The 25,374-nt window shown below is 46.2% G+C and carries 20 protein-coding genes and 1 other annotated feature; of the genes, 17 read left to right on the plus strand and 3 right to left on the minus strand.

Annotated features, from left to right (window positions below; all coding sequences use genetic code 11):
* Window positions 1–42: 42 nt before the first annotated feature.
* The 10 genes from B2751_RS00510 to B2751_RS00555 all read left to right on the plus strand — a co-directional run bounded on the left by B2751_RS00510 (window position 43) and on the right by B2751_RS00555 (window position 15,280).
* Window positions 43–1,128, plus strand: coding sequence for an AI-2E family transporter (locus B2751_RS00510; protein WP_422653592.1), 1,086 nt, complete (start codon window positions 43–45; stop codon window positions 1,126–1,128).
* Window positions 1,129–1,342: 214 nt separating this feature from the next.
* On the plus strand, window positions 1,343–2,683 hold the full coding sequence (hemA, locus tag B2751_RS00515) for a glutamyl-tRNA reductase (RefSeq protein ID WP_035406423.1): 1,341 nt from the start codon (window positions 1,343–1,345) through the stop codon (window positions 2,681–2,683).
* An 83-nt stretch (window positions 2,684–2,766) separates the two neighbouring features.
* The gene (gene hemC / locus B2751_RS00520; RefSeq protein ID WP_056062591.1) at window positions 2,767–3,693 is read left to right on the plus strand and encodes a hydroxymethylbilane synthase; all 927 of its coding nucleotides are present in this window, start codon (window positions 2,767–2,769) and stop codon (window positions 3,691–3,693) included.
* Window positions 3,683–4,363, plus strand: a complete 681-nt coding sequence (locus B2751_RS00525; RefSeq protein ID WP_290772038.1) for a uroporphyrinogen-III synthase — start codon at window positions 3,683–3,685, stop codon at window positions 4,361–4,363. The genes hemC and B2751_RS00525 overlap by 11 nt, the downstream gene beginning before the upstream one ends.
* The gene (gene hemB / locus B2751_RS00530; RefSeq protein WP_035406433.1) at window positions 4,360–5,349 is read left to right on the plus strand and encodes a porphobilinogen synthase; all 990 of its coding nucleotides are present in this window, start codon (window positions 4,360–4,362) and stop codon (window positions 5,347–5,349) included. The genes B2751_RS00525 and hemB overlap by 4 nt, the downstream gene beginning before the upstream one ends.
* Window positions 5,346–6,656: a glutamate-1-semialdehyde 2,1-aminomutase gene (gene hemL, locus B2751_RS00535; protein ID WP_056062584.1), complete on the plus strand. Its 1,311-nt coding sequence runs from the start codon at window positions 5,346–5,348 to the stop codon at window positions 6,654–6,656. Before hemB ends, hemL begins: the two co-directional genes overlap by 4 nt.
* A 54-nt stretch (window positions 6,657–6,710) precedes the next feature.
* Window positions 6,711–6,940, plus strand: a binding site (T-box leader).
* Window positions 6,941–6,990: 50 nt separating this feature from the next.
* Window positions 6,991–9,627 (plus strand): valine--tRNA ligase, encoded by a 2,637-nt coding sequence (locus B2751_RS00540; RefSeq protein WP_396210583.1) that lies wholly within the window; start codon window positions 6,991–6,993, stop codon window positions 9,625–9,627.
* A gap of 54 nt (window positions 9,628–9,681) precedes the next feature.
* Window positions 9,682–10,914: a bifunctional folylpolyglutamate synthase/dihydrofolate synthase gene (locus B2751_RS00545; RefSeq protein ID WP_290772041.1), complete on the plus strand. Its 1,233-nt coding sequence runs from the start codon at window positions 9,682–9,684 to the stop codon at window positions 10,912–10,914.
* A gap of 79 nt (window positions 10,915–10,993) precedes the next feature.
* Entirely contained in the window at window positions 10,994–14,575 is a 3,582-nt protein-coding gene (locus B2751_RS00550) for a DUF5057 domain-containing protein (protein ID WP_290772044.1), read from the plus strand.
* An 18-nt stretch (window positions 14,576–14,593) separates the two neighbouring features.
* Window positions 14,594–15,280 (plus strand): ankyrin repeat domain-containing protein, encoded by a 687-nt coding sequence (locus B2751_RS00555; protein ID WP_290772047.1) that lies wholly within the window; start codon window positions 14,594–14,596, stop codon window positions 15,278–15,280.
* A gap of 49 nt (window positions 15,281–15,329) precedes the next feature.
* On the opposite strand, the gene B2751_RS00560 is transcribed toward B2751_RS00555, so the two are convergent.
* Genes B2751_RS00560 through B2751_RS00570 form a run of 3 tightly spaced genes read right to left on the minus strand, consistent with a single transcriptional unit; the run spans window position 15,330 to window position 18,030 of the window.
* Window positions 15,330–16,901, minus strand: coding sequence for a type IV pilus modification PilV family protein (locus B2751_RS00560; protein WP_290772050.1), 1,572 nt, complete (start codon window positions 16,899–16,901; stop codon window positions 15,330–15,332).
* Window positions 16,902–16,919: 18 nt separating this feature from the next.
* Entirely contained in the window at window positions 16,920–17,540 is a 621-nt protein-coding gene (locus B2751_RS00565; protein WP_290772053.1) for a type II secretion system protein, read from the minus strand.
* Window positions 17,503–18,030 carry a prepilin-type N-terminal cleavage/methylation domain-containing protein gene (locus B2751_RS00570; RefSeq protein WP_035406451.1) on the minus strand — a complete coding sequence of 176 codons (528 nt, stop codon included), beginning with the start codon at window positions 18,028–18,030 and terminating at the stop codon, window positions 17,503–17,505. Before B2751_RS00570 ends, B2751_RS00565 begins: the two co-directional genes overlap by 38 nt.
* A gap of 193 nt (window positions 18,031–18,223) precedes the next feature.
* Here B2751_RS00570 and B2751_RS00575 point away from each other — a divergent pair, with 193 nt between their 5' ends.
* From B2751_RS00575 to B2751_RS00605, 7 genes are all read left to right on the plus strand, one after another.
* Window positions 18,224–19,588, plus strand: coding sequence for a G5 domain-containing protein (locus B2751_RS00575; protein ID WP_290772056.1), 1,365 nt, complete (start codon window positions 18,224–18,226; stop codon window positions 19,586–19,588).
* Between the two features lie 15 nt (window positions 19,589–19,603).
* Entirely contained in the window at window positions 19,604–19,918 is a 315-nt protein-coding gene (locus B2751_RS00580; protein WP_290772059.1) for a hypothetical protein, read from the plus strand.
* 8 nt (window positions 19,919–19,926) lie between these two features.
* Window positions 19,927–21,591: a GspE/PulE family protein gene (locus B2751_RS00585; RefSeq protein ID WP_290751838.1), complete on the plus strand. Its 1,665-nt coding sequence runs from the start codon at window positions 19,927–19,929 to the stop codon at window positions 21,589–21,591.
* Window positions 21,588–22,634 (plus strand): type IV pilus twitching motility protein PilT, encoded by a 1,047-nt coding sequence (locus B2751_RS00590; protein ID WP_035406460.1) that lies wholly within the window; start codon window positions 21,588–21,590, stop codon window positions 22,632–22,634. Before B2751_RS00585 ends, B2751_RS00590 begins: the two co-directional genes overlap by 4 nt.
* Window positions 22,635–22,839: 205 nt before the next feature.
* Window positions 22,840–23,883, plus strand: coding sequence for a type II secretion system F family protein (locus B2751_RS00595; RefSeq protein ID WP_422653593.1), 1,044 nt, complete (start codon window positions 22,840–22,842; stop codon window positions 23,881–23,883).
* A 138-nt stretch (window positions 23,884–24,021) separates the two neighbouring features.
* A complete protein-coding gene (locus tag B2751_RS00600; protein WP_290772067.1) occupies window positions 24,022–24,552 on the plus strand; it encodes a type II secretion system protein in 531 nt (176 codons plus the stop codon).
* Window positions 24,553–24,609: 57 nt separating this feature from the next.
* Complete coding sequence (locus tag B2751_RS00605) at window positions 24,610–25,365, plus strand: prepilin peptidase (RefSeq protein ID WP_290772070.1); 756 nt, start codon at window positions 24,610–24,612, stop codon at window positions 25,363–25,365.
* Window positions 25,366–25,374: the final 9 nt, after the last annotated feature.

Below are 25,374 nucleotides of genomic sequence, written 5' to 3' on the forward strand. Positions count from 1 at the left end.
TTGTTACGAAACAAATGGTTTAAAGCATTAATTTGGGTATTAGTGATTTTTCTTGTCATCTGGGTCGGTACAAAGATCTCATTTTTATTCCAGCCGATAAAAGTCATGCTGGCATTGATCTTCCCACCGCTCATTATTGCGGGTATTTTCTATTACTTCACGCTTGGGATCGTAGATGCGTTGCAAAAACGAGTCAAGAAACGTGGTCTTGCCGTGTTGATCGTTTTACTTGGTTTCATCACGATCCTGACGATCGCCGTCGCTTCAATCGGACCGATCTTAGTTGAGCAGGTGACCGATTTTGCAACGAGCATTCCGACGCTCGTCATCGAATTGCGTGATCAAACGTTAAATTTACGCGATCAGCTGATGGACAATCGTTTTATCTCGACCTGGGTACATGAGAATACAGATTTNNGGACGAATGAAGCAACATCGTATGTCGGTACCGTCTTCAAGTCCGTCTCAACGTCCGTTGGAACGATTTTCGGTGTCATCTCTTCGACGGTCTTAATCATCGTCTTAGTGCCGTTCATCTTAGTGTATATGTTGCTTGACGGGTATAAATTCCCTGACTCCGTCGTGAAATTGTTACCGCGTAGCTACGAAACGGAAACGCGTAAAATTCTGCACGACATGCACGTGACAGTGAAGCATTACGTCAACGGACAGGTCATCGTCTCAATCTGCGTCGGTGTGATGTCCTTGATCGGCTTTTTCATTGCTGACATTCAATATGCGTTATTACTTGCTTTATTCTGTACGGTGACGAACATCATCCCGTATCTTGGACCTTACATCGGTGCCGTCCCGGCAGTCATTGTCGGATTCATTGATGATCCGATCAAAGCGGTCTATGCGATCATCACGATCGTCGTCGCGCAACAAATCGAATCGAACTTGATTTCTCCTTACGTTCAAGGAAAAACACTCAAGGTCCATCCCTTGACGATCATCATCGTTTTGCTCGTTGCCGGGAAAATCGGTGGCATCATCGGTGTCATCTTGGCAGTTCCGACCTATGCGGTCTCAAAAGTCGTCATTCAGAACATCGCTCGGATTTATCGTTTACGTCAGCAACGTCTCGACGTACCGGACGTGACGGTATCACCTGAATCGTTGAAGTAAAGTGTAACCCTCTGCTCTTTTTAGGAGCAGAGGGTTTGTGATTTTTACGGGAGAGGGATAAGGTAGAAGAAGAGAAAAAATGAAGAAGATTTCACAACTTCGACTCATTTTAGTTTATAAATTGATTGGAATCTTTTTTATAATGGTTATAATGTAGGATAGAGAACGAAAAGATAGATCGGAACGAAATCTTTGGACGTAAGGGGTAGAGCGCATGCATATCGTAGTGGTCGGCTTGAATAACAAAACAGCGCCTGTATCAATACGCGAACAAGTCTCATTTGGGGAGCATGAGATGAAGGGAGCGGTCGTCGCATTGCGCGATGAAAAAAGTATCTTTGAAAGTGTCATCGTCTCGACATGTAACCGGACGGAACTGTACGTCGTGACGGATCAGCCACATACAGGACGGTATTATACAAAACGTTTCCTTGCAAACTGGTTTGGTTTGACGATGGAAGAGCTCGAGCCGTATCTCTTCATCCATGAAGGATTCGATGCGATGAAACATCTGTTCCGCGTGACAAGTGGTCTTGATTCAATGATCGTCGGTGAAACGCAAATACTTGGTCAGGTCAAGACAAGCTTCTTCATGGCACAGAAGCTTGAAACGACAGGAACGGTCTTTAACAAACTCTTCAAAGAAGCGGTCACGCTCGCCAAACGGGCTCACGCAGAAACTGGAATCGGTGAAAATGCCGTTTCTGTCAGTGCTGCTGCCGTCACGCTTGCCGAACAGTTACTCGGATCGCTTGAAGATAAATCGATTGTCGTCATCGGTGCGGGAGAAACTGGCGAATTGACGACGCTCAACTTATATGAAGCAGGAGCTCGTGACATCACGGTCTTTAACCGGACGCTCGCCAAAGCAGAAGAGGTCGCGAATCGGTTCGAAGGATCAGCGCATTCGATTAATGAAATGCAGTGCGGTTTGCTTCGGGCAGACATCGTCATCTCTTCAACAGGTGCAAAACGTGCCATCATCAAACGGGAAGACATCGCAGCAGCACAGCTGTTCCGTCACGATCGTCCATTCTTGTTGATTGACATCGCAGTACCGCGCGACATCGAACCGACCGTTGGTGACTTGCCAGGCGTTCATTTATATGATGTCGATGATCTGACATCGATCGTCCAGCAAAACATGGCGGAACGGATGAAGGAAGCGGCGAAAATCGAACAACGAATCGAAGCGGCAATCGCTGAGTTCGAAGGGTGGATGACGACACTTGGTGTCGTGCCGATCATCACGGAATTACGAGACCAAGCATTGCGGATTCAACAAGAGACAATGCAAAGCTTGGAACGGAAATTACCGGAGATGTCAAAACGTGAAAAAACCGTCATTGGTAAACACATGAAATCCATCATCAATCAATTGTTGCGTGAACCGCTATCTTACATCAAAGATGCGGCAGCGAAACCGGATGCTGATGAGCGGATTGCGCAGTTCATGGATACGTTCGCATTAAACGAAGACTTGTTTGATGGGCTCGAAGATGAAATCGTGACGTCAGAAGAGACGACACCTTCAGCAAAAGCTGTGAACCGGTGAACAAAGTACGATTTGTGTTACAATAGAAAATGCATGGGGCGGACTTGTGCCGCCCCTTTATCATTGTACAGGGGGATTTTAGCATGCGAAAAATCATTGTTGGATCGCGAAGCTCGAAGCTAGCGATGACACAGACGAAATGGGTCATTGACCAGTTGAAACAAGCCGGCGCGCCGTATGAGTTCGAAATCAAGAACATCATCACAAAAGGAGACCGCATTTTGGATGTGACGCTCTCAAAAGTCGGTGGTAAAGGGTTATTCGTAAAAGAGATCGAACAGCAGATGATTGACGAAGAAATCGATTTTGCTGTTCACAGCATGAAGGATTTACCGTCTGAACTACCGGATGGTCTCATCATCGGTGCCACACCGGCACGTGTCGATGCGCGTGATGCCTTGATCACGAAAACAGGAGAAGGTCTTGCTTCCTTGCCAGAAGGTGCGGTTGTCGGCACGAGCAGCTTACGTCGTGGATCACAATTGCTAAAACTCCGCCCTGATTTAAAAATCGAATCGATTCGCGGGAACATCGATACACGACTTGATAAATTAAAAAATGGTCCGTTTGACGGGATTCTGCTTGCAGCAGCTGGTTTAAAACGGATGGGTTGGTCTGAAGATGTCGTATCGGAATATCTTTCAACAGAAGACATGATTCCAGCTGTCGGTCAAGGAATCCTCGGTATCGAATGTCGCGAACATGATCAAGAAGTACGTGATCTCCTGCACCTGATCCATGATCAGATGACAGAAAAAGTGGCATACGCAGAACGCGCTTTCCTAGCAGCCATCGAAGGTAGCTGTCACGTTCCTGTTGGTGGATTCGCGACGATTAACGAAGACATGTCAACGACACTTGTCGGATTCATCGGATCCGTCGATGGGGAGCAAATTCTAATCGAACGCGAATCAGGTCTTGACCCGATGCATCTCGGTCAAGACGTTGCCGAACGTCTGCTTGCTTCGGGCGGTCGTGAGATTCTCGCAACACTTCCGGATGACTTGTAAGCAGGTATTGTTCACGGGAAGTCGACCACCGACGAACGAGCAGATGGCGCGACTGCGTGACGTCGCAATCGAGTCAGTGCATTATCCGGTCATTGAAACGCGACCTGTTTCGTTTACGTTGCCGAAGGGAATTGATTGGCTCATCGTGACGAGTCCGAATGGCGTCCACCGGGTTGCTGATGCATTGCCTGAATTAGCAGAAACGCGTATCGCGGTCGTTGGACGAAAGACAGCAGATGCACTTGCGAAGTATGGTCGAACAGCCGACTTTTGTCCGTCAACCTTTACAGGAGACGCACTCGTCGCGGAACTGGGACCACACTTGTCTGACGGCGATCATATCGTTTTTGCGCGAGGGAACCGATCGCGGCAAGCACCGGTCGATCAGTTACGAAAACTGAATCGATATACGATCGAGGATATCATCACCTATGAAACCGTCACCCGTCGACTACCTGAAGCTCTTATCAGAAATGCCACCTATATTGGACTGCAGAGTCCTTCCGCTGTCGAAGCGATTGCTCCGCTAGACCTGAAGACGACCTTCATCGTCATCGGGACGATCACGGAGCAAGCAGCAAAAGCAGCCGGACTTCAACCGATTCATGTCGCCCGTGAATTCACGGTGGACGGCATGATTGATCGTATCATTGAGGAGGAATCAGCATGAACACATTAGAATACGCACGTCACCGTCGTTTACGTCATACCGCATCACTCCGGTCACTCGTCCGCGAGAACCAGTTGCATAAATCGGATTTGATTTATCCGATTTTCGTTGCTGAAGGCGAAGATATCAAACGCGAAGTCAGTTCGATGCCAGGCGTCTTCAACTTATCACTCGATCATCTGACGGCTGAGATTGAAGAAGTCGTCGCACTCGGAATCGAATCCGTCATCTTATTCGGTGTCCCGCACGACCACTTAAAAGACGAGCAAGGATCAGGTGCGTTTCACGATCACGGGATCGTTCAAGAGGCAACACGTCTCGTCAAAAAAGTTGCTCCGCAGCTAACGGTCATTGCCGACACATGCTTATGTGAATATACGTCGACAGGTCACTGTGGAATCGTCGCGGACGGAACGGTCGATAATGATGCGTCATTACCGCTTCACGTCAAAACAGCCATCTCACAAGCTCAGGCGGGTGCCGATGTCATCGCTCCATCATCAATGATGGACGGATTCGTCGCAGCGATTCGTCAAGGGTTGGACGAGAACGGCTTCAGCCATATTCCGGTCATGAGCTATGGCGTTAAATATGCATCTGCTTATTACGGTCCATTCCGTGACGCGGCAAACTCGGCACCAGGAGAAGGCGACCGGAAAGGCTACCAAATGGACCCAGCAAACCGTCGCGAAGCGTTCCGAGAAGCAACAGCGGACGTCGATCAAGGAGCTGACTTCATGATCGTCAAACCTGCGCTTGCGTTCATGGACATCATTCGTGATGTGCGCGAGCGGATTGATCTACCAATCGTTGCGTATAACGTATCGGGTGAGTATGCGATGGTCAAAGCTGCAGCCCTGAACGGCTGGATCGACGAAGAACGAATCGTCCTTGAGACGATGCTTGGCTTTAAACGAGCAGGAGCTGATTTAATTATCACCTATTTCGCAAAAGACATTTGTCGTTACCTGGAGGGGTCGAAATGAGCTTAATTAACCAGAACTCAAAATCAAAAGAAGCGTTCGAGCGGGCACTCCCGCTCATGCCGGGTGGTGTCAACAGCCCAGTCCGTGCTTATAAATCAGTCGGGATGACACCAATTTTCGCAGATCATGCGAAAGGATCAAAGCTCTATGATATCGACGGAAAAGAGTATATCGATTACGTCCTGTCATGGGGACCGATGATTCTCGGTCATGCCGATCCAATCGTCACATCAGCGATTCAAGAACAAGCGACGCGTGGCTGGAGTTACGGGACACCAACAGAAATCGAATCAGCGATGGCGGAAGTCGTCATCAGTCGTGTACCGTCGGTCGAAGTCGTCCGGATGGTCAATTCGGGTACAGAAGCGACGATGGCTGCCCTTCGTCTCGCACGCGGCTATACAGGTCGGACAAAAATCTTGAAGTTCGAAGGCTGTTACCACGGTCATGGGGACTCACTCTTGATTAAAGCAGGTTCAGGTGTCGCGACACTTGGACTACCGGATTCACCAGGCGTTCCAGCGCAAATTGCGAGCATGACACTGACGGTTCCTTACAACGATTTGGATGCTGTCCGGATCGCGTTTGAAAAACACGGCGACGATATCGCTGGTGTCATCGTCGAACCGGCTGCTGGGAACATGGGCTTCGTGCCACCAGAACCAGGATTCCTTGAAGGCTTACGGGAAATCACATCAGAAAACGGTGCGTTATTGATTTTTGACGAAGTCATGACCGGTTTCCGTGTCGGATTCCACTGTGCGCAAGGACACTTCGGTGTCACGCCGGATATCACGTGTCTCGGTAAAGTCATCGGCGGCGGAATGCCAGTCGGTGCTTATGGCGGACGTCGTGACATCATGGAACAGATCGCACCACAAGGTCCAATTTATCAAGCAGGTACGTTATCCGGGAACCCACTTGCGATGGCAGCGGGTCTAGCGACACTGACGCAATTGAAACCCGAGCACTATGAAGAGTTCGACCGGAAAGCGAGCCGTCTGTCTGAAGGCTACCTGAATGCTGCGGCGAAATATAACATTCCGCTGACGACGAACCGTGCGGGTGCGATGTTTGGTGTCTTCTTCACGGATGAACGTGTCACGAACTTCGAAAAAGCGAAAACATCGAACCTTGAGATGTTCCGTTCGTATTATCAAAAGATGGCGGCGCGTGGTGTCTTCTTACCACCATCACAATTCGAAGGTCTCTTCCTCTCGATTGCCCATACGGACGAAGATATCGAACAGACGATTGAAGCCGTCGAATTGACGTTCAAGGAACTCCAAGTTGAGTTCGATCGTTAAGCAGTTCTTGACGATTGCTTGAACTCTCGGCTAAAATGAATAAAGAAGAAAATGGCAACAGCGATGACGGGAAGAGTAATCCTGTATTCGTACCGGCGTAGAGAACACATCCTTGGCTGAAAGATGTGACGGACGAACAGGAGGAAGGTCACCCCACGAGCTGGTATCGTGAGTCTTACGAGCGATATCCGTCCTCCACACGTTACGTGGCTCGAGGGCATCCGATGTTGGATGAACTAAGGTGGTACCGCGGAAAAAAGCAACGGCTTTCTTTCGTCCTTAGCATAGGACGAGAGAAGCCGTTTTTATTATGGACAAAAAGGGAGCGATCAGGATGCAGGAATTATCAATGCCAACGAAATATGATCCGCAGGCAACGGAAGAAAAATGGCACGACTTTTGGTTAAAGGGAGAGTACTTTAAAGCTGATCAAGATCCGGAGAAAGAGCCGTACACGATCGTCATTCCACCACCGAACGTCACAGGTAAATTACACCTTGGTCACGCTTGGGACACAACATTACAAGATATGCTGACGCGGATGAAACGGATGCAAGGGTTCGACGTCCTGTATCTACCGGGAATGGACCATGCTGGTATTGCGACGCAAGCAAAAGTCGAACAAAAACTGCGAGCAGAAGGGAAATCACGTCTTGAAATGGGTCGTGAGAAATTCCTCGAGCAATCTTGGGCATGGAAAGAAGAGTATGCGTCAACGATCCGTGCACAATGGGCAAAACTCGGTCTTGGACTCGATTACTCGCGTGAACGCTTCACGCTCGACGAAGGGTTGTCGGAAGCAGTTCAAGAAGTCTTCGTTAAACTTTACGAAAAAGGCTTGATCTATCGTGGCGAATACATCGTTAACTGGGACCCAGCGACGAAAACAGCGATCTCGGATATCGAAGTCATCTACAAGGATATCGAAGGGGCGTTTTACCACCTCAGCTATCCACTGACGGACGGTTCAGGTCATGTTGAACTAGCGACGACACGTCCTGAGACGATGCTTGGTGATACAGCGATTGCCGTGAACCCGAAGGATGAGCGTTACGCTCACCTCGTCGGAAAAACGATCACGTTACCAATTGTTGGTCGCGAGATTCCGATTGTTGCGGATGAATATGTCGACATGGAGTTCGGTACAGGTGTCGTGAAGATTACACCTGCACACGACCCGAACGACTTCGAAGTCGGTAACCGCCACGAATTACCACGTGTCCTCGTCATGAATGAAGATGGAACGATGAACGAGAATGCAGGTAAATACGAAGGCATGGATCGTTTCGAATGCCGGAAACAAATCGTTGAAGATTTAAAAGCAGAAGGTGTTCTAATCAAGATCGAACCACACTTGCACTCTGTTGGTCACTCGGAACGTTCAGATGCAATCGTCGAGCCGTATCTCTCATTACAATGGTTCGTCAAAATGGAACCACTCGCGCAAAAAGCACTCGAGGAACAACAAGGACCAGACAAGGTCAACTTCGTTCCACAACGCTTTGAAAACACATATGTACGCTGGATGGAAAATATCCGTGACTGGTGTGTCAGCCGTCAACTATGGTGGGGACATCGCATTCCGGCTTGGTACCATAAAGAAACAGGCGAAGTATACGTTGGCAAGGAAGCACCAGCAGACCTCGAGAACTGGGAGCAAGACAACGATGTTCTCGATACATGGTTCTCTTCAGCCCTTTGGCCGTTCTCAACAATGGGTTGGCCGAATACGGACGCCGCGGATTATCAGAAATACTTCCCGACATCGACACTGGTTACAGGGTATGACATCATCGCGTTCTGGGTATCACGGATGATCTTCCAATCGTATGAATTCACGGGACAACGTCCATTCCAAGACGTCTTGATCCACGGATTGATTCGTGATTCGGAAGGACGCAAGATGTCGAAATCCCTCGGAAATGGGATTGATCCGATGGATGTCATCGAAAAATACGGTGCTGATTCACTGCGTTGGTTCTTAACGACTGGATCGACACCAGGCAACGACCTCCGCTTCTACTGGGAAAAGATCGAAGCAACGTGGAACTTCTCGAACAAACTATGGAACGCAAGCCGTTTTGCCTTGATGAACATGGACGATCTAACGTTTGATCAGATTGATTTGACAGGCGAAAAATCACTCGCAGATAAGTGGATCCTGACACGTTTACAGACAACGATTGATGACGTGACACGTCTATCGGATAAATATGAGTTTGGTGAAGCAGGACGTATTCTCTATCACTTCATCTGGGAAGACTTCTGTAACTGGTATATCGAGATGGCGAAGTTGCCGCTCAACGGAGAAGACGAAGCAGCGAAACAAACGACGCGTTCGGTTCTTGCCTATACACTCGACCGGATCATGCGCTTGATGCATCCGTTCATGCCGTTCATCACGGAAGAAATCTGGCAACATTTACCGCATGAAGGTGAGACGATCACACGTGCCGCATGGCCGACACGCGAGGCGTCACTCGACTTCCCGGAAGCTGTTCCAGCATTTGAAGCGGTTCAGAACGTCATCCGTTCGGTTCGTAACATCCGCGCGGAAGTGAACGCACCGATGTCGAAACAGATCCAACTATTCATCTCGACGAATGACGCACGTGTTCAAGACGACTTGTCGTCAAACAGCTCGTACTTGCAAAAGTTCACGAACGCGTCTGAACTCCGGATTGAAGAGCAAATGCCAGCGCCAGAAAAAGCGATGAGTGCGATCGTAACGGGAGCAGAATTGTTCATCCCGCTCGCAGACTTGATCAACATCGAGGAAGAAATCGCGCGCTTGAATAAAGAACTCGTTAAGTATACGAAAGAAGTCGAACGGGTCGAGAAAAAACTCAACAACCCTGGCTTCGTCGGCAAAGCACCAGCACATGTCATTGATGAAGAAAAAGCGAAAGCACTTGATTATACGGAAAAACGTCAAGCTGTCGAAGCACGCATCAACGAACTCTCACACTAATTACAGCAGTGGCTCAAGTCTCCTTGAGCCACTTTTTTTAAAGGAGCGAACAGCATGAGGACGCGAGAAGATGTATTGGATTGGTTATCGAGCTTACTAGCATTCGGCGTCAAACCAGGTCTTGAAAGGATGCAGGCGATGTTACTGGAATTACAGATTGACCCGGACGCGATTCCGACGATTCATGTCGCCGGAACGAACGGAAAAGGATCGACGGTCGCGTTCTTGCGTGAGATGGGGGTTGCGGAAGGATTACAAATCGGGACATTCACGTCACCGTACATCATTCAGTTTGAGGAACGGATCATGTTGAATGGGGTACCGATCGCAGAAGACGACCTCGTTGCAGCTGCAATTGCTGTTCAGACTGCTATAAAGCACATCGATCCGGCACTCGGTACAGTCACTGAGTTCGAAGCATTGACGGGACTTGCTTTCTATTATTTTGATCAGATCCGTCCGGATTTCGTCATCTATGAGGTCGGTCTCGGTGGACTGTATGACTCAACGAACGTCTTCAAAAAGCCGGTCGCAGCAATCATCACGTCAATCGGTCACGATCATCAAGCGATTCTCGGAGATACGCTCCAAGAGATCGCCTTACAGAAGTTCGGCATCATCAAACAAGGGACACCGGTCATCGCCGGAAAACTGCAAGAAGAACTGACGGTGCCGTTGATGGCATATTGCGGTGACCGGAATGCGACATTGAAATGGAGCCAGGAAGCAATCATCCGTTACCGGTTAAAGGAAACCGGGACCTGGGCGACGTACGACGGGATTCCAGAGACCCGCTTAGGTCTTGAAGGCCATCATCAAGTTCATAATGCGGCGAACGCCGTCATTTGTGCGCGACGTCTCGGATGGTCGAAAGCGGCGATCCGAAAAGGGCTACGAGAAGCGAAACATCCAGGTCGATTTGAAACCATCTCACGCAAACCACGAATCATTCTCGATGGTGCGCATAATCCGGAAGGCATCACGGCACTCGTTGAACGGTTAAAGGAAGAATCAAAACCTGTGACGTTGCTCTGTTCGATTTTGCGTGACAAAGACCGGTCGGCGATGCTTGCTCAGCTAAGCAATGTTACACCAGATATTTACGAGACGACATTCGATTTCCCGCGAGCAAGGACACTCGATGAGTTAAAACAAGACGGGGCTAATGTAACGACGGTCGAAGAGTTCTTCGATCAATTAGAGATGGACCGGACATACGTCGTGACGGGATCACTTTATTTCATCAGTGAAGTGCGTCATTATTACGCTTCCGTTTTTACAAAATAGGGAAAATCCTGATTCTCTCGTTATAATGAAATGGGGGAGTATAGTCCCATATTTCAATGATACGATGAGGAGACGATAAATGATGAAACAGTGGGTCCGTCTAGCCTTAGCTACCTTACTGATTTTTTCAAGTTTTACGTATATACAGGAGCCACATTCAAAAGCCGCAACGGGTGAAAAGTTTAAGATTTTAGAGATTCGTGATGAATGGTCAACGACGAATCGGATTGATCCGGGAACCAAAATCACTTCGTTATTGACCGGACTTGATTCAGCGCGTTTTGATGTTAAGAAGATGACCGTCAAGGAACTTAACGCCTCACGTTTTCCGTTAGATGGAGCGTTTGATGCAATCGTTTTTGATCCTTCAATCAATAGTAATGATCAGGAGAAATATTCGATTAAATTATCTGAGTTTGATAAAAGAAATCATAATACAAGTAAAATCGAAAATGATATTACACGACTAAAAAGTAATGAAATCCTCAATGCATATGTTCGAAAAGGACTACCAGTGTATCTGCATAAAGATATCTTCACGCATGATCAAAGTAATTTCTCAAAGGTCTTGAAGAACTATGTGTCGACGCAAGCAACTGTTTCTTACGAAAATATCAATGATGTCATTAACTCATTGAAGCAAAAAATCAATGTGCGTCCCCGTATCTCGAATGTGACAGTAAAACAAGCAGGTAACACATTGTCGTCTATCGGTTCGATAGCGGTTCCGAATCGACCAATTGAGTTTAGTTATACTCTTGATCAGTCGATAACTGATACTACAGCGACACTTTATATCGATTTTGACAGTAATGATCAGTTCGATGAATCAGAAAAAGTTGATGAATTACCAGCCGCAGCTAACGGGAAACTTACCTATACATTTGACGTTCCGAGTTATACAGGACCACGACAGTGGATGATTCGAATCAATAAAAGCAATGGATTGTCAGACTATAAGACAGGTAGTTTTTTAATGAAAGATCAATTAGCTGAAGCAAAGGTACTTCAGGTTCTTGGAACGAGAGGAACTGGTTCTCTTCTAGATAATCTAAAAGGAGAAAATTTAAGTAAAAATGATTTTTATAATTTTAATTTAAATGTCATAGATTCAGCTAAATTTTCGAGTGAAGTAACTTCAAAAGATTTAAATGCTTCATATGATATGTTGATTTTCGGATTCCAAGATTCTTATGGTACTGCTAGTCTTACTGACCTGGCATTTGATAAAGTTAAGTCATTTACGAATACGGGACAGGGACTCATGTTGACACACGATACCATCTTTAGATCAAATGTAAAAAATGCGCCAACTCGCTGGGAAGCAGACTACGCTACAGCATCGGGTCAAACCTACTATACAAATATGGGGTTTGCAGCACCTAAAAAATCCACGAAAGCCATTCGACAAAATGAAGGGCAAATGACATCATTTCCTTTTGCGTTAGACAATGAGATTTCGATTGCGCAAACACACAATCAATATTTTGCTCTTGATTTAGAACAACCGGATTTAATACCTTGGTATAATATCAAGGAAACAGAAGCAGATACGGAGACTGGTAGGACGGTAGGAGATGCTCGAAATCACTACTATATGTACACCAAGGGAAACATCACATATTCAGGTGCTGGACATACCTCTTCTTTTACAAATGTAGGGGAGCAGAATCTATTTACCAACACGATGTATCGTGCCTTTATCGGTGCGAATCATAAACCTTTAATCAAAAGTCTTTTACCATATGACAAATCAAGTTATCTTGAAAATGAGCCTTTAGCAATCTCATACCAAATAAACGACTACGATCTACAAGATCGTGAGTTGAAGACGCGCATCTATATTGATGATGAGAAAGTGTTTGAAAACAATAAGTTGAAAAACAACTCATTCGTAAGTCAATCGTTTGAATCGAAACTTAAAGGAAAAACGAGCGTGACGATCCGAATTGAAGCAGAAGATCAACGGGGAGCAAAAACGATTGAGACACGGACCATCCAAGTCGTGCGTCCGGCTGCATCCGCACCATTCGTCCTGTCCCGTTCGATTGATCCAGCAACGATTCCAAAAGGGGAAACAGCCGATATCACCTATACCGTCAAAATGTCTCCGATGATGCAAAAGGATGCCATCGGAAACAATGGATACATCATGGGTCAGTTCTCGGTGACGATGGAAAATATTCTGTTCAACGAACAATTCCCGAGTAACCTTGAAATCTTATCGGCGACGGGGCTGACTGGGACGAATATTACCGGTCAGACGATCAAAGGAAATCTTCCGGACATCGAATATGATGAGGCAATTGAAGGCGTTCATAAAGGGGAATGGATCGCGAATCAATCGGAAGTGACGTTTACTGTCAAAGTACGTGCGAAAGATGCCGCAGGAGTTCATTTACTTGATAAAAAAGACAACACGTTGACATCAATAAAAAATATATATCGTGATAAAAAGAATGGGAAAGATAAATCGACGACCGTCGCAAATGATCCACAGGCTTTTCCGACGATTGGTTATGCACTGACACCATCCTTTGCGACAAGTGTGAAGATTCCCTCCGTTAAGATGGATATCACGACACCATCTTATAAAGTCTTGCCAGAAATTAATCCTTCAGGCAGTCAATATGGCGCATTAAAATGGTCGATTGTGGATTCGGAAATCGCATCGATTGATGAAGCTGGTGTCATCAAACCGAAAAAAGTCGGGACGACACAGATTAAACTCATCGTACCAGTCGGAAACGGAAAAGAGTTGACAGCGACTTCAGAACTCGTCATCAATGATGTATTTGGAGGATTAACCGTTCAAAATATACCGGATACATTATATGTGGGAGAGACAAAATCAATGTCCGGAATTGCTTCGATGGTATCGGGACGAAACACACCGATTCAATGGATCGTAATGAACGATTCTCGTGTGACGACGAATGGCTTAACTAAAAATACGTTGGAGCTGACAGGAAAGACGCCAGGAATGGTCACGGTTAAAGCGGTTGTACCTGCAACAGCCGGAAGCTCAACTTATCTTGCTCAGTCACAAGAGTACACGATCCAAGTCAAGTTACCGGAACTATCGGTCTCCCCAAATAATCTGGAACTGTGGGTCGGATCAAATCAAGACGTGACAGCGACGTTTAAACCAAGCTATCTATTACCATTTACGACTTCGACTGTAAGTGGTGCGATTGAGTTGAAACAGACGGCGTCAGGTTATACGATCACAGGTAAATCCGGTACACCAAATGGACCGGTCGAAGCGTTACTCACATTGACAGATTTCCCGGATACAGTCGCGAAGACGCTCGTACGGGTACGCGAGAATCCAATCAATCTGACAGCTGATGATATCGCGATGACGATGAAAGATGATAAGAAATCACCGGTTCTGCGCTGGTTCCCAGTGACGGCGACGGAGCGATTCTATCGCTTGGAAGTCCTTCAAGGTAAGGAATACGTCAAAATTGATGCAACAGGGCAAGCATTGCAACCGTTGCGTCCAGGTGTGGCACGTATCAAGGTAACGGCATTAAAAGAGAATAAAGAGGTGCTCGAAGTCGTGAAAGATAATCAAAAAACACCACTAACGACGACATTTAAGGTAACAATTGGTTCTGAATCAGGAACATCAGACTTGGATGGAGATGTTTACTAAGAAGTGGGGACGCGAGATATGAAACGCAAACGAATCATTGCCGTCCTCTTGATTTTAATTATCATTGGAATCGGGGGGGCGGTATACGTCATAAAAGCGAATCAACACGCAGCACTTGAACAAGGACTACGTTCGGAAAAGCCAGAACGACTTGCTACAGCGTTAAAGGATGCCTCTTTATCGACAAAGGAGAAAAATCATTACATTCGTCGATTCCAAGAAACACTCGCCTTTGACAAGGCGAAGCTTCTCCTTGACGAACAGACCGTCCAAAATAAAGCGAACTGGTTTTATGCAGCGCAATTCACACCGCGTAGTACGGTAGCTGAATGGTTGGCACAAGGTGCAAAAATCAGTCAACTGAATGCGCAAGGTCAGTCGGTCCTTCATGTCGCGACAAGTGTGAATCGATCGATTGATGTCTATACGCTTCTCGTGAAAAAAGCTTCAAAAAAAGAAATCAATCGGATCGATGACTTCGGACATACACCACTCTTTTATGCCACACTGGATCAAAACGATGCAGCGATTAAACTGTTATTGCAAGCAGGAGCTGATCCGAATCGTGGGAAAGAGCAACCAGTCTATGAAACGGTTAAACAAAATCGAAAAGATTTGTATGTGATGTTACAACAGAATGGTGCAACGGTAGAAAAGAACAAGGTGAAAAAGCTCGCTAAAGAATACCGAGCAACGAAATTTTAATCAAAAAAAGAGTCGTTCGTCGCTGACGAATGACTCTTTTTCATGCTCCTTATGGTTGAATACGTTTTGGTGTTTCAACATACAATTGGACGGCTCGGTTGAGTGGAAGTAGTGCCGTAGGATTTTTCAATACTGTCGCATCATACGCCATGCGTAAACGGGAAGCTTCGAAGTCCGGTGATTTGTTGGCGACCATCAGTTTTTCGAGCTCCGTCACGTTTGCAGGGAACGCATTTTCAGGTAAATTCAGTTTCCCACGGTAAGCATTGACTTCGAGTTCTCCTTTCGTGAAGATTCCTCCACGTACATTCATCGTCGAACCAACAGAATAAATCGTATTTTTTTGATCGTCGTCACTATATAGAAACGCATTTAAATCAGGTGTAGTCGTCTGAGGCGTCGAAAATTTATTGACGCGGTTAATGACAAGATTTCCTTTACTAAGTAAAATCAATGTATTTTGTTTCGCAGTTGAAGTCAGACCTTGAATGTTTGCGTCATCTAGACGACTCGTTCCAGTAGCATAAATCGTCGTTGCAAATCCAACATTTCCTCGAATCAGTAAGTTGCCAAGAACAACGAGAGGACGCTTGATTTCAAGCGGCTGGGTCAATGGATTCAAGGAAGAAATCGTTAAGTTGCCGTTAATGATTAAAGGTTCGAGTGTTTCTTGAACAAGATCATCTGTCAATGTCACAGTATTGCCTGTGTTTAATGCTGGACTGATCATTTGTCGCTTCGTATCAAGTTCTGTTAAAAATGGTCCCGTTAATATAGATTGTGGAATTGAAGAATTTTTTAATGCAGAAGCCACTTGCGTAAAAGGCGTATTCACTGGTAATTTCAAAAAATCGTTCAACGCATAGTCGAAATCGAACGGAACTAATGTTTCTTTCGTTGATACTAGCTCCGTTGCACCTTTCGGATCAAAAATCGTTTTATCACACACGAGGTAATCCCCACACTTCAATAATGGCTGAGTCTTCTCTTGGAAAACGCGTACCTGACCTGCGATGTAGGGAAGTGCTTTAGTATTAGTGAAGGTACCATCCTCATTATTGTATTTGAATATCGGGGTCGCAGTTGCTTGCAGGGCGTTGCGGGAAAAAATATTACCTTCGATCAAGGGAGCACCATTTAAGATGACTTGATCATCTGAGCCTAACGTATAGTACAAAAAACTAGGAATGGCAGATAAATAGACACGTTGTCGATACGTTTTTTTTATTGTCGGCTGGTCGCCTTTTTGTTTTGAAACTGTCGCTGTTAAATCAAACGCTTTGACCCGGACGTTTGATGCGGTTTCATTCAACTTGACGGTCACGTTCGGAACAATTGATTTTAAGGGTAAAACGATAGAATTATCGAGATTCTCAAACAATGCTTGAGAAGAAGTCGTTGGTGAAGTCCCGGTCGTCTTAGAGACGATGTTTTGCAGGGAGGCGACTGCTAAATCAAGATCATTTTGTGTCGTCGTCTCGACATCGATATCTGTCTCACGGATTTCAGTTAAGCGATTCGACTGTAAGCTGATACCGATCGTCGCAACAGCGAGAACGGACAGGACTGTTAAAGTCACAAGAACGAAAAGTAATGTATAGCCTTGTTCGGATTTACGCATACCGTGTTCCTTTCTGAGTTAAAATCCAATCGTACTCGTGAAGGTCTGAACTTCCTCTTGATCTGTCGATTGAATTGTAGTTGTAATCGTTAAAATACCGTGAATGACGTAACGACCCGGATACGTTCCTGATGTAATGGTTTGATACTCCGGACTCGATAACTTGAAAGTCTGAAGTAAATCAGTTTGGTCGTCGATTGACTGTGTCGCTGATTCATACGTTAGTTCGGTACTGTCCAGTGTTTGTTCTGCGAATGTATAACGGACTGGTCTCGCTTTCTCTTCTGAAGAAGATGATTCTTCTGTTGCGTCAAAAGGTTCGAATCCACTGGCGCGTTCAAGTAATCCAGTATCGGCGTTTAAAACAGGAAGTGATCTTTTATAAAACGATAATTGTTTTGCTTCATCGACCCGAATTGCATCAAATCCACTGATTTCATTTAAGATGATACCGACTCGACTATCAGCTTCACTGCGTAGTTCACTGATGATCCCAGTTGCCCGAAAGCTTTTCGTACCCGAAATGAATACGGTCAAAATGACCGCACTAAAGATCGAGGCAATGACGATCGCAACAAGCAATTCGACAAGTGAGAATCCATCATTTTGTTGTCGGAAAACTTTGATTGAGCGTCGCATTCGTAATCGATCCTTTCAATGACGTAATCGGTTCAGATGTACCTTCTATATAGACGAATACATGTAAGTCAAGAAGATTTGGATTAACGACTCCTTCTATTTTCCGAGGTGTCACACTGTATTTGACGTCAAAGGCAATATTATTGATTTCAGGATTAGTAAAGATTGATGTACATATAGCCGATAGTCCACAAGAAGGAGACGTGGGCTCGGGAATGACATAGTTTCCATTTAGATAAGTGGCTTTGTCTGCTTGTGTAGATAGAGAACTAAAAGCGAATGGTTCGTCACGTGTCGCTTCTAAAGCTTCTCGCTTGATATAAGATGTTGCGTTTTTTGCCAGATAATTCGCGAACGTCAACTCTGTACTGTCACGCGAAGCAGCTAGTGACTGAGAAAAAATACTGATAAGAGATACCGATATGATAGATAAAATCGTGATACTGACTAGTACTTCGATTAGCGAAAAACCGCCTTGCTCGCGATGCATGGATTCACCTCTACTTCATGATAGATGAGAATGAAAGGTCCTCAATGATTTTTCTAGAAAATCAAAAACAGCACCTATTCACAGATCATGAAAGGATTTGTCAGGATAGGACTTATGTTTCATCATAATATTCATTATAATGGAAATACTAGGCACCTGAAATGATTAAATTCATACAGAAAGGAAACAGATGATGATTAATCCAAAGCGTTTTGTTATACATACACTCTTATTACTTGTACTTGTAGCCCTGATTTACGTACCATCGTTTGCCTTGATTTCCTTTACCGGTAAAGCAACGGCACCTACGACATTTTCTGAGACAGCACGTATTGGATCGGTTCCAGTCAGTGGCATGGATCGAAAGGAAGCACAATCGAAAGTCGAGAAAGCGATTACGGAGTGGACGAAGAAAACGCCGCTGTCAACTGGAACAGGAGAAGAGACGACACCGATTCCAACAGAAGTCGTGAAAATCAACGCTGATGACTCTGTAAAAAAAGCTTCTTTGAAAAAAGGCGGAGACTTGATGGTTGCGGTAGACGAAGCGGCGCTTGAGAACTTTCTGGCGTCACAGCCAATCAGTTACTCGGATGAGCAACGCCTTGCTTTTAAGACATGGTTAATTGATACGAGTAAAACGTTACAGGAAGGGAACTTTGATCCTGCTCAATCGGAAGCTGCGGTCGATCCGGCAGGTGAGGTCGTATCGACAGTATCATTCTCGACGCGGTCTGCCGCTGAAGAACAGATGATCACGGCGATGATGAATGTGGAGATCAAGCCGGGACAATTAATGAATGTCAAGACGTACGGTATGGATGCGGTCGCGGGATCATATGTTGGCAGTAAGTTATACGAACTGTTCGCAAAGACTCCATTTGAAATCGTCGAACGGATGCCACATACGTCATTACCAGACGGCATCACACTAGGATATGACGTCAAAATTGATGAGAAAACAGATTTTGCCGTTCGTAATACACAAGCATCGATCTATCGTGTCGTTGCGACACAAAACGGAAGTGATGTCACACTTGAATTGCAAGGCACGCCGTTCAAAGAAACGGTTACGACCGTCCTTGAAGGCGAAAAATCGATTCCGTTCCGGACGATTACACGTTATTCTGCAACGCTTACGGCAGGAACGACAAGTGATACTCAAGCGGGAGAGGACGGAAAGTCAATCGAAGTCTATCGCGTGACGAAGACGACTCAAGGTGAGAAAAAGCAGTTATTATCCCTTGATTTCTATGCAGCAATCCCAGCAATCATCACAAAGAGTAGTCAAGAAGAACAAGCACCTGTCGTCGTACCTGAACCGGAAGACGACACGAACTCTGATGATTCGACGGATACGAATGATTCCAATGATTCAACGAATACAGATGAGACAGACGATCAAATGACGGATGAACCGCAGACGGACGGAGTTGAGACACCGGATACACCAACGTCTCCGACAAGTCCGACGACACCCGACACACCGGATAGTAATGAAACGGGTGACCCTGCTTCACCAGTAGAAGGTGAAACAACAGGGGAACCTGTCGGATAAGAAGGAGGAGAAGAGATGAACTGGACGACGATAGCAATTGAACTCGGTATCATTATCGGTCTAGCGACGATCATCTGTGGACTGATGTTTGCGGTGACGATTCCTTATGTGACGACGGTGACGACGAAAGCGATTTTATCTGTTGCGGCGATTTTGATCGTGACGTTGATCTATTTCAGTGTTCAACTCGACTGGATCACGAACCCACTCGTTCTCACGGGGATTGTCGTCTTATGTCTGTTGACGGCAGTCGTGACAAGTGTAGTTGATGAAAAACATCAAAAACCGGATGTGTTAGAGGAAGAAGAAACATGGCACGCGGAAGGATGACTCGTTAAATGGCAATGAAACGAAAACGTTTAGGGGAAATGTTGATCGAAGAAAGCCTTGTGACGGAACAGCAAGTCGAAGAGGCGTTGACGGTCAAACGATCGACCGAAAAACTCGGCGATGCACTGCTTCGACTCGGGCACTTGACGGAACAACAACTATTAGAAGCACTGCACCATCAATTGAAGATTCCGATCATCCAGCTATACAACTATCCAGTTGACGTAGCTGTCACGAAACTAATTTCAAAAGACTTGGCACAGCGGCACACGCTCGTTCCGGTTTATCGGGAAGGAAACCGTTTATTTATTGCCATGGCAGACCCAATGGATTTAATCGCGATCGATGATTTACGTATGCAGACCGGTTTATCGATTGATGTCGGAATCGCGACACGTGACGAAATCAGACGAACGATCCTGAAGTATTATGACATTGATTCGTCGTTACGGGAGCTACTAGAATCCGATGACATGATGGAGTCGGATCAATCTCGTGATGTCGTAACGCGTGAAGATGCACCCATCATCCGGCTCGTCAATCAAATTCTAGAGAACGCAATTGCCCAGCGTGCATCGGACATTCATATGGATCCGCAGGAAACTTCGATGACGATCCGAATCCGGATTGATGGAGAGTTGCGGACGGAGAACAATTATCCGAAACAGATCCAAAGCATTCTGACGACCCGGATCAAAGTCATGAGTGAACTTGATATCACCGAGTCACGCTTACCACAGGATGGACGGATTAAATATGTCTTTAACGGATTACCATATGATTTCCGTGTCTCGACCTTGCCGACTGTTTACGGTGAGAAGGTCGTTATCCGGATTCTTGACAGCTCCAACTCGAACATCTCGATTTCAAAAATCGGTTTTAGTTCACGAAACGAGTCACAGTTCCGGGAGATGCTGAAGCGCCCGAACGGGATTATCTTGATCACCGGTCCGACTGGGTCCGGGAAATCGTCGACATTGTATGCCGCGTTAAATGAGTTGAATGACGAGTCACGCAACATCATCACTGTTGAAGATCCGGTCGAGTATCAAGTCGATGGAATCAACCAAGTTCAAGTCAACGCGAAGATTGGGTTGACGTTTGCGAGTGGTCTTCGCTCGATTCTTCGTCAGGATCCGAACGTCGTCATGGTCGGGGAAATTCGAGATATCGAGACGGCTGAGATTTCGATTCGCGCCTCGCTGACAGGACACTTGGTTCTTTCGACCTTGCACACGAACTCTGCCGTTAGCTCGATCACGCGATTGATTGACATGGGAGTCGAACCGTTCCTTGTTGCCGCTTCAATCAGTGGATTGATTGCACAACGACTCGTTCGTCGTGTCTGTCGCGATTGTGGCGAAGTTCACCCGATTTCAACACGAGAGCAAGAGTTATTTGATCAAGAAGGAATCGAAGCGACGACGGTCATGCGTGGACGTGGCTGCTCGTCTTGTAACATGACGGGGTACCGCGGACGGGTTGCGATTCAAGAAGTCATCATGATTGATGAAGTGTTACGCCGAATGATCATGAATCAATCGACGGAAAGTGACATCTCAGCGTACGTTAAGGAGCAAGGGCAACGCTTCCTACTTGCAGATGGTCTATCAAAAGTCGCGGACGGTATTACGACGACAGAAGAGATTTTACGGACGGTGATTTCAGAATGAACAGTACGATGGAACGGGCACAAATCGAAGATATTTTACGCTCCTCAAAAGAACGAGGAGCGTCAGATGTTCACTTGACGGCGGGATCACCGCCCGTCTTTCGGATCAACGGGACGTTGACACCTTTTGGGACGGAGAAGATGAAACCAATCATCATTGATGGATTTGTGCAGTCATTGATCACGGAAGAGATGTATCAACAGCTGAAACAGGACCGGGATATCGATTTTTCGTTCGGTGTGACCGGTGTCGCTCGGTACCGGGTCAACTGCTTTTATCAACGGGGTGCTTTGTCAATGGCGTTTCGAACGATTCCGACTGAGGTACCAACGCTTGAGCAATTAGCGTTGCCTCCTGTTTTAAAACGATTCTTAACGAAACCACACGGCTTGATTCTCGTCACGGGTCCGACTGGTTCTGGAAAATCGACAACGCTTGCAGCGATGATTAATGAAATCAATCAGACGATGTATAAACGAATCATTACGCTCGAAGATCCGATTGAATACTTACATAGTCATCATAAAAGCCTAATCGATCAGCGAGAAATCGGGATCGATGCGCCACGCTTTGCAACCGGCTTACGTTCAGCGCTCCGTCAAGATCCAGATGTCATTTTGCTTGGGGAGATGCGGGACCTTGAGACGATTGCGACTGCCGTGACGGCAGCGGAGACGGGTCACCTCGTCTTTGCAACGGTCCATACGTCGACGGCTGCCTCAACGGTTAGCCGAATCATTGATGTTTTCCCGTCAGAGCAACAAGATCAGATTCGAGCTCAACTGGCGAACGTCCTTGCAGGTGTCATCTCGCAACGCTTGATGCCGCGTTCGGATGGAACAGGTCGCGTCGCAGCCCTCGAAATCATGGTCGATACACCAGCTGTCTCGAACTTGATTCGGACCGGTAAAGAATATCAGATTCAATCCGTCCTGCAGACGGGTAAACAATACGGCATGCAGACGATGCAGATGGCATTGCAGGATCTCGTCAGTCGGGGATTGATTCCGGCTTCTGCTGCATCACCGTACATATCGGGGTGAACACATGGCAGTATTCATTTATGAAGGTCGGACGATGGCCGGCAAACGAAAGAAAGGCAAGATTACAGCACTGACGAAACGAGAAGCCGCAGAACGGTTGCGGACGGATCAGATTGCTGTGACTTCGCTTCAAAAGCAAGAGTCGAAAGGATTAAACACCGAGATTACGTTTCTCAGTGCAAAACCGAAAATTGAACATCTCGTCATGTATGCGCGTCAGTTCGCGACACTTGTGCGGTCCGGTGTCTCAATCGTCAAGGCGACGGAAATTCTGCGGAAGCAGACGGAGTCGAAACCACTCGAACGGGCGCTCGTTGAGGTCGAAGATGACTTACGGAGTGGGATTCAGTTTTCGCAAGCGATTGAAAAACACCCACGGGTCTTTGATACATTCTTCGTCAGTATGGCGATGGCGGGAGAGGCAAGTGGGAATCTCGAGGAAGCACTTGATAACATCGTCACCCAGCTTGAAAAACAATATGAAATCAAACGAAAAGTCATCTCCGCATTGATTTACCCAGCGGTCGTTTCACTCGTTGCCGTGGGGGTCGTCGTCTTCTTGATGATGAACGTCGTACCGACGTTTGCATCGATCTTTGATCAACTCGGTAGTGAGTTGCCTTTGATCACGAAGCTCGTCGTCGCCGTATCGGATNNGAAGCTCGTCGTTGCCGTATCAGATTTCTTCGTTGCGTACTGGTGGGTCATGTTGTTAATTGCTTTTGGATTGATTGGATTACTGTACTTTAATTTAAAAAACGAACGCCAACGACTATTTTTCGATCGCTTTTTATTAATTATTCCCGTTTTTGGTCCTCTGATCCAAAAGTCGCAGATCGCCTTGATGACCCGGGGGCTGTCCGTCCTGCTTAATGCTTCCGTCCCAATTTTAGCCTCACTCGACATCACGGAGCGAATCGTAACGAATCGGATCATCCGGAAAGGGATTGCGGGCGCCAACGAAGCGATGGCACGTGGCATTCCGATGCACGAACCACTTGAGAAAAACAAATATTTTCCACCTCTCGTCACACAGATGATTGCAATCGGGGAAGAGTCAGGACGTCTTGATACGATGCTGACGGAAGTCGCGAACTTCTATGAGACAGAAGTCGAGACGACGACAGACCGTTTAAAGTCAATTATTGAGCCACTCTTGATCGTTGTCTTAGCAGCAATCGTTGGTGTCATCGTCATTGCCGTCGTCGTACCGATGTTTAAAATTTACTCGGATATACAAGCGAGTTGACAATTGTAAAAACATTTACCTGATGTGAAAAAAAGACATATTCTACAAAAAATATGGTGCTACTATAATAGTATTCATCTGGATAGTATTACCTACTAACCAAGAACAGTGAAAAAGTACTAGGGAGGCATAAAGAAAATGGTAGAACGTTTAAAAGAAATCTGGTTAGATGCAAAACAAATGCGCGATGAGCGTGGATTGACGTTGATCGAGTTACTCGTCGTCGTCGTTATCTTAGGAATCATTGCAGCAATCGCTGTCGTCGCAATCGGTGGTTTGATTGAGAACTCACGTAAAGATGCCGTTGTTTCGGATGCGAAGCAATTAGTTGCAGCAGCAAAACTTTATACATCTTCGAACCCTGTTCAGCCTGGTGAAACGGTTAAATTAGGTATTAAAGATAATAACGTAAATATTGAGCCTGCAGACGCTGTCACTACTGGTACAGCAGCACCTAGACAAGATTCTCTAAAAAAATACATTGATTCTATGAAAGATGCTTTGAATTCTGATAAAGAATACAAAGATTCGTTTGTTGTTGTCTCTGAAAAGAATGGAACTTATAGTTATGCAGTAACGTTGACTAGTCAATCGACTGATTACACATACTTCACTGCTGGAGCTTCACCTGATGCACTTAAACGTGCTGGTGTAAAAGAAAAGAAATAATCACCACCCCCTCCTCGGGGGTTTTTTTCTGAACTTTTTTGAAAGGGAGGTCGTGTCATGACGATCGTCTTCACGGTTTATTTTTTCTTGTTAGGCTTACTTATCACGTCGTTTACGAACGTCGTCGGTTTGCGCGTCCCGGTCGGGGAGTCGATCGTTCATCCGCGCTCCCATTGTCCGACGTGTGGACATGTCTTAGGACCGCTCGAACTGACACCGGTACTTGGTTACGCTGTGCTCGGTGGGAAATGCCGTTCTTGTAGACAATCAATTTCAATCAAGTACCCAGCGCTTGAATTACTCGGAGGGATTCTCTACGCCTATGCCTTTTGGCAGTTCGGCTGGTCGATGGAACTGGCGTTGACGCTCGTCCTGACGAGCTTGCTGTTTATCCTAACGATGTCGGACTTAGCCTACATGCTGATTCCGAATAAAATTTTACTTATCTTTTTGCCAATTGCCTTGATTGTGCGCTACCTTTCTCCACTCGAAAACTGGTATAATCCAATTATTGGTGGAATCGTCGGGTTCGTTCTATTATTCGTCATCTTTCTTGCTTCCCGTCGTGGTATGGGGGCAGGGGATGTCAAACTGTTCGGACTGCTCGGAATCTTCCTTGGACCGCTTCACGTCGTCATTGCCTTGTTCGTCTCGGCATTCGTTGGTTCCGTTCTTGGCTTAACATTACTTGGACTCGGACGCGTGAAGCGGAAACAACCCATTCCCTTCGTTCCGTCGATTGCCGTCGGAACATTACTGACATATTATTTTGCGGATGATTGGGTATCGTGGTACCTCGATTTACTGCTTTAAGAAAGGAAG

Source organism: Exiguobacterium sp. UBA6282, assembly GCF_002440475.1.
Classification (GTDB): domain Bacteria; phylum Bacillota; class Bacilli; order Exiguobacteriales; family Exiguobacteriaceae; genus Exiguobacterium_A.

Bases quoted from the DNA above. Each gene is read 5' to 3' on its own strand.
- B2751_RS00575 (WP_290772056.1), top strand. From the start codon at position 18,224: ATGATTAATCCAAAGCGTTTTGTTATACATACACTCTTATTACTTGTA.
- B2751_RS00525 (WP_290772038.1), top strand. From the start codon at position 3,683: ATGACTTGTAAGCAGGTATTGTTCACGGGAAGTCGACCACCGACGAAC.
- B2751_RS00540 (WP_396210583.1), top strand. From the start codon at position 6,991: ATGCAGGAATTATCAATGCCAACGAAATATGATCCGCAGGCAACGGAA.
- B2751_RS00545 (WP_290772041.1), top strand. From the start codon at position 9,682: ATGAGGACGCGAGAAGATGTATTGGATTGGTTATCGAGCTTACTAGCA.
- B2751_RS00585 (WP_290751838.1), top strand. From the start codon at position 19,927: ATGGCAATGAAACGAAAACGTTTAGGGGAAATGTTGATCGAAGAAAGC.
- B2751_RS00560 (WP_290772050.1), bottom strand. From the start codon at position 16,901: ATGCGTAAATCCGAACAAGGCTATACATTACTTTTCGTTCTTGTGACT.
- B2751_RS00590 (WP_035406460.1), top strand. From the start codon at position 21,588: ATGAACAGTACGATGGAACGGGCACAAATCGAAGATATTTTACGCTCC.
- hemB (WP_035406433.1), top strand. From the start codon at position 4,360: ATGAACACATTAGAATACGCACGTCACCGTCGTTTACGTCATACCGCA.
- hemC (WP_056062591.1), top strand. From the start codon at position 2,767: ATGCGAAAAATCATTGTTGGATCGCGAAGCTCGAAGCTAGCGATGACA.
- B2751_RS00565 (WP_290772053.1), bottom strand. From the start codon at position 17,540: ATGCGACGCTCAATCAAAGTTTTCCGACAACAAAATGATGGATTCTCA.
- B2751_RS00555 (WP_290772047.1), top strand. From the start codon at position 14,594: ATGAAACGCAAACGAATCATTGCCGTCCTCTTGATTTTAATTATCATT.
- hemA (WP_035406423.1), top strand. From the start codon at position 1,343: ATGCATATCGTAGTGGTCGGCTTGAATAACAAAACAGCGCCTGTATCA.
- B2751_RS00570 (WP_035406451.1), bottom strand. From the start codon at position 18,030: ATGCATCGCGAGCAAGGCGGTTTTTCGCTAATCGAAGTACTAGTCAGT.
- hemL (WP_056062584.1), top strand. From the start codon at position 5,346: ATGAGCTTAATTAACCAGAACTCAAAATCAAAAGAAGCGTTCGAGCGG.
- B2751_RS00580 (WP_290772059.1), top strand. From the start codon at position 19,604: ATGAACTGGACGACGATAGCAATTGAACTCGGTATCATTATCGGTCTA.
- B2751_RS00605 (WP_290772070.1), top strand. From the start codon at position 24,610: ATGACGATCGTCTTCACGGTTTATTTTTTCTTGTTAGGCTTACTTATC.
- B2751_RS00600 (WP_290772067.1), top strand. From the start codon at position 24,022: ATGGTAGAACGTTTAAAAGAAATCTGGTTAGATGCAAAACAAATGCGC.
- B2751_RS00550 (WP_290772044.1), top strand. From the start codon at position 10,994: ATGATGAAACAGTGGGTCCGTCTAGCCTTAGCTACCTTACTGATTTTT.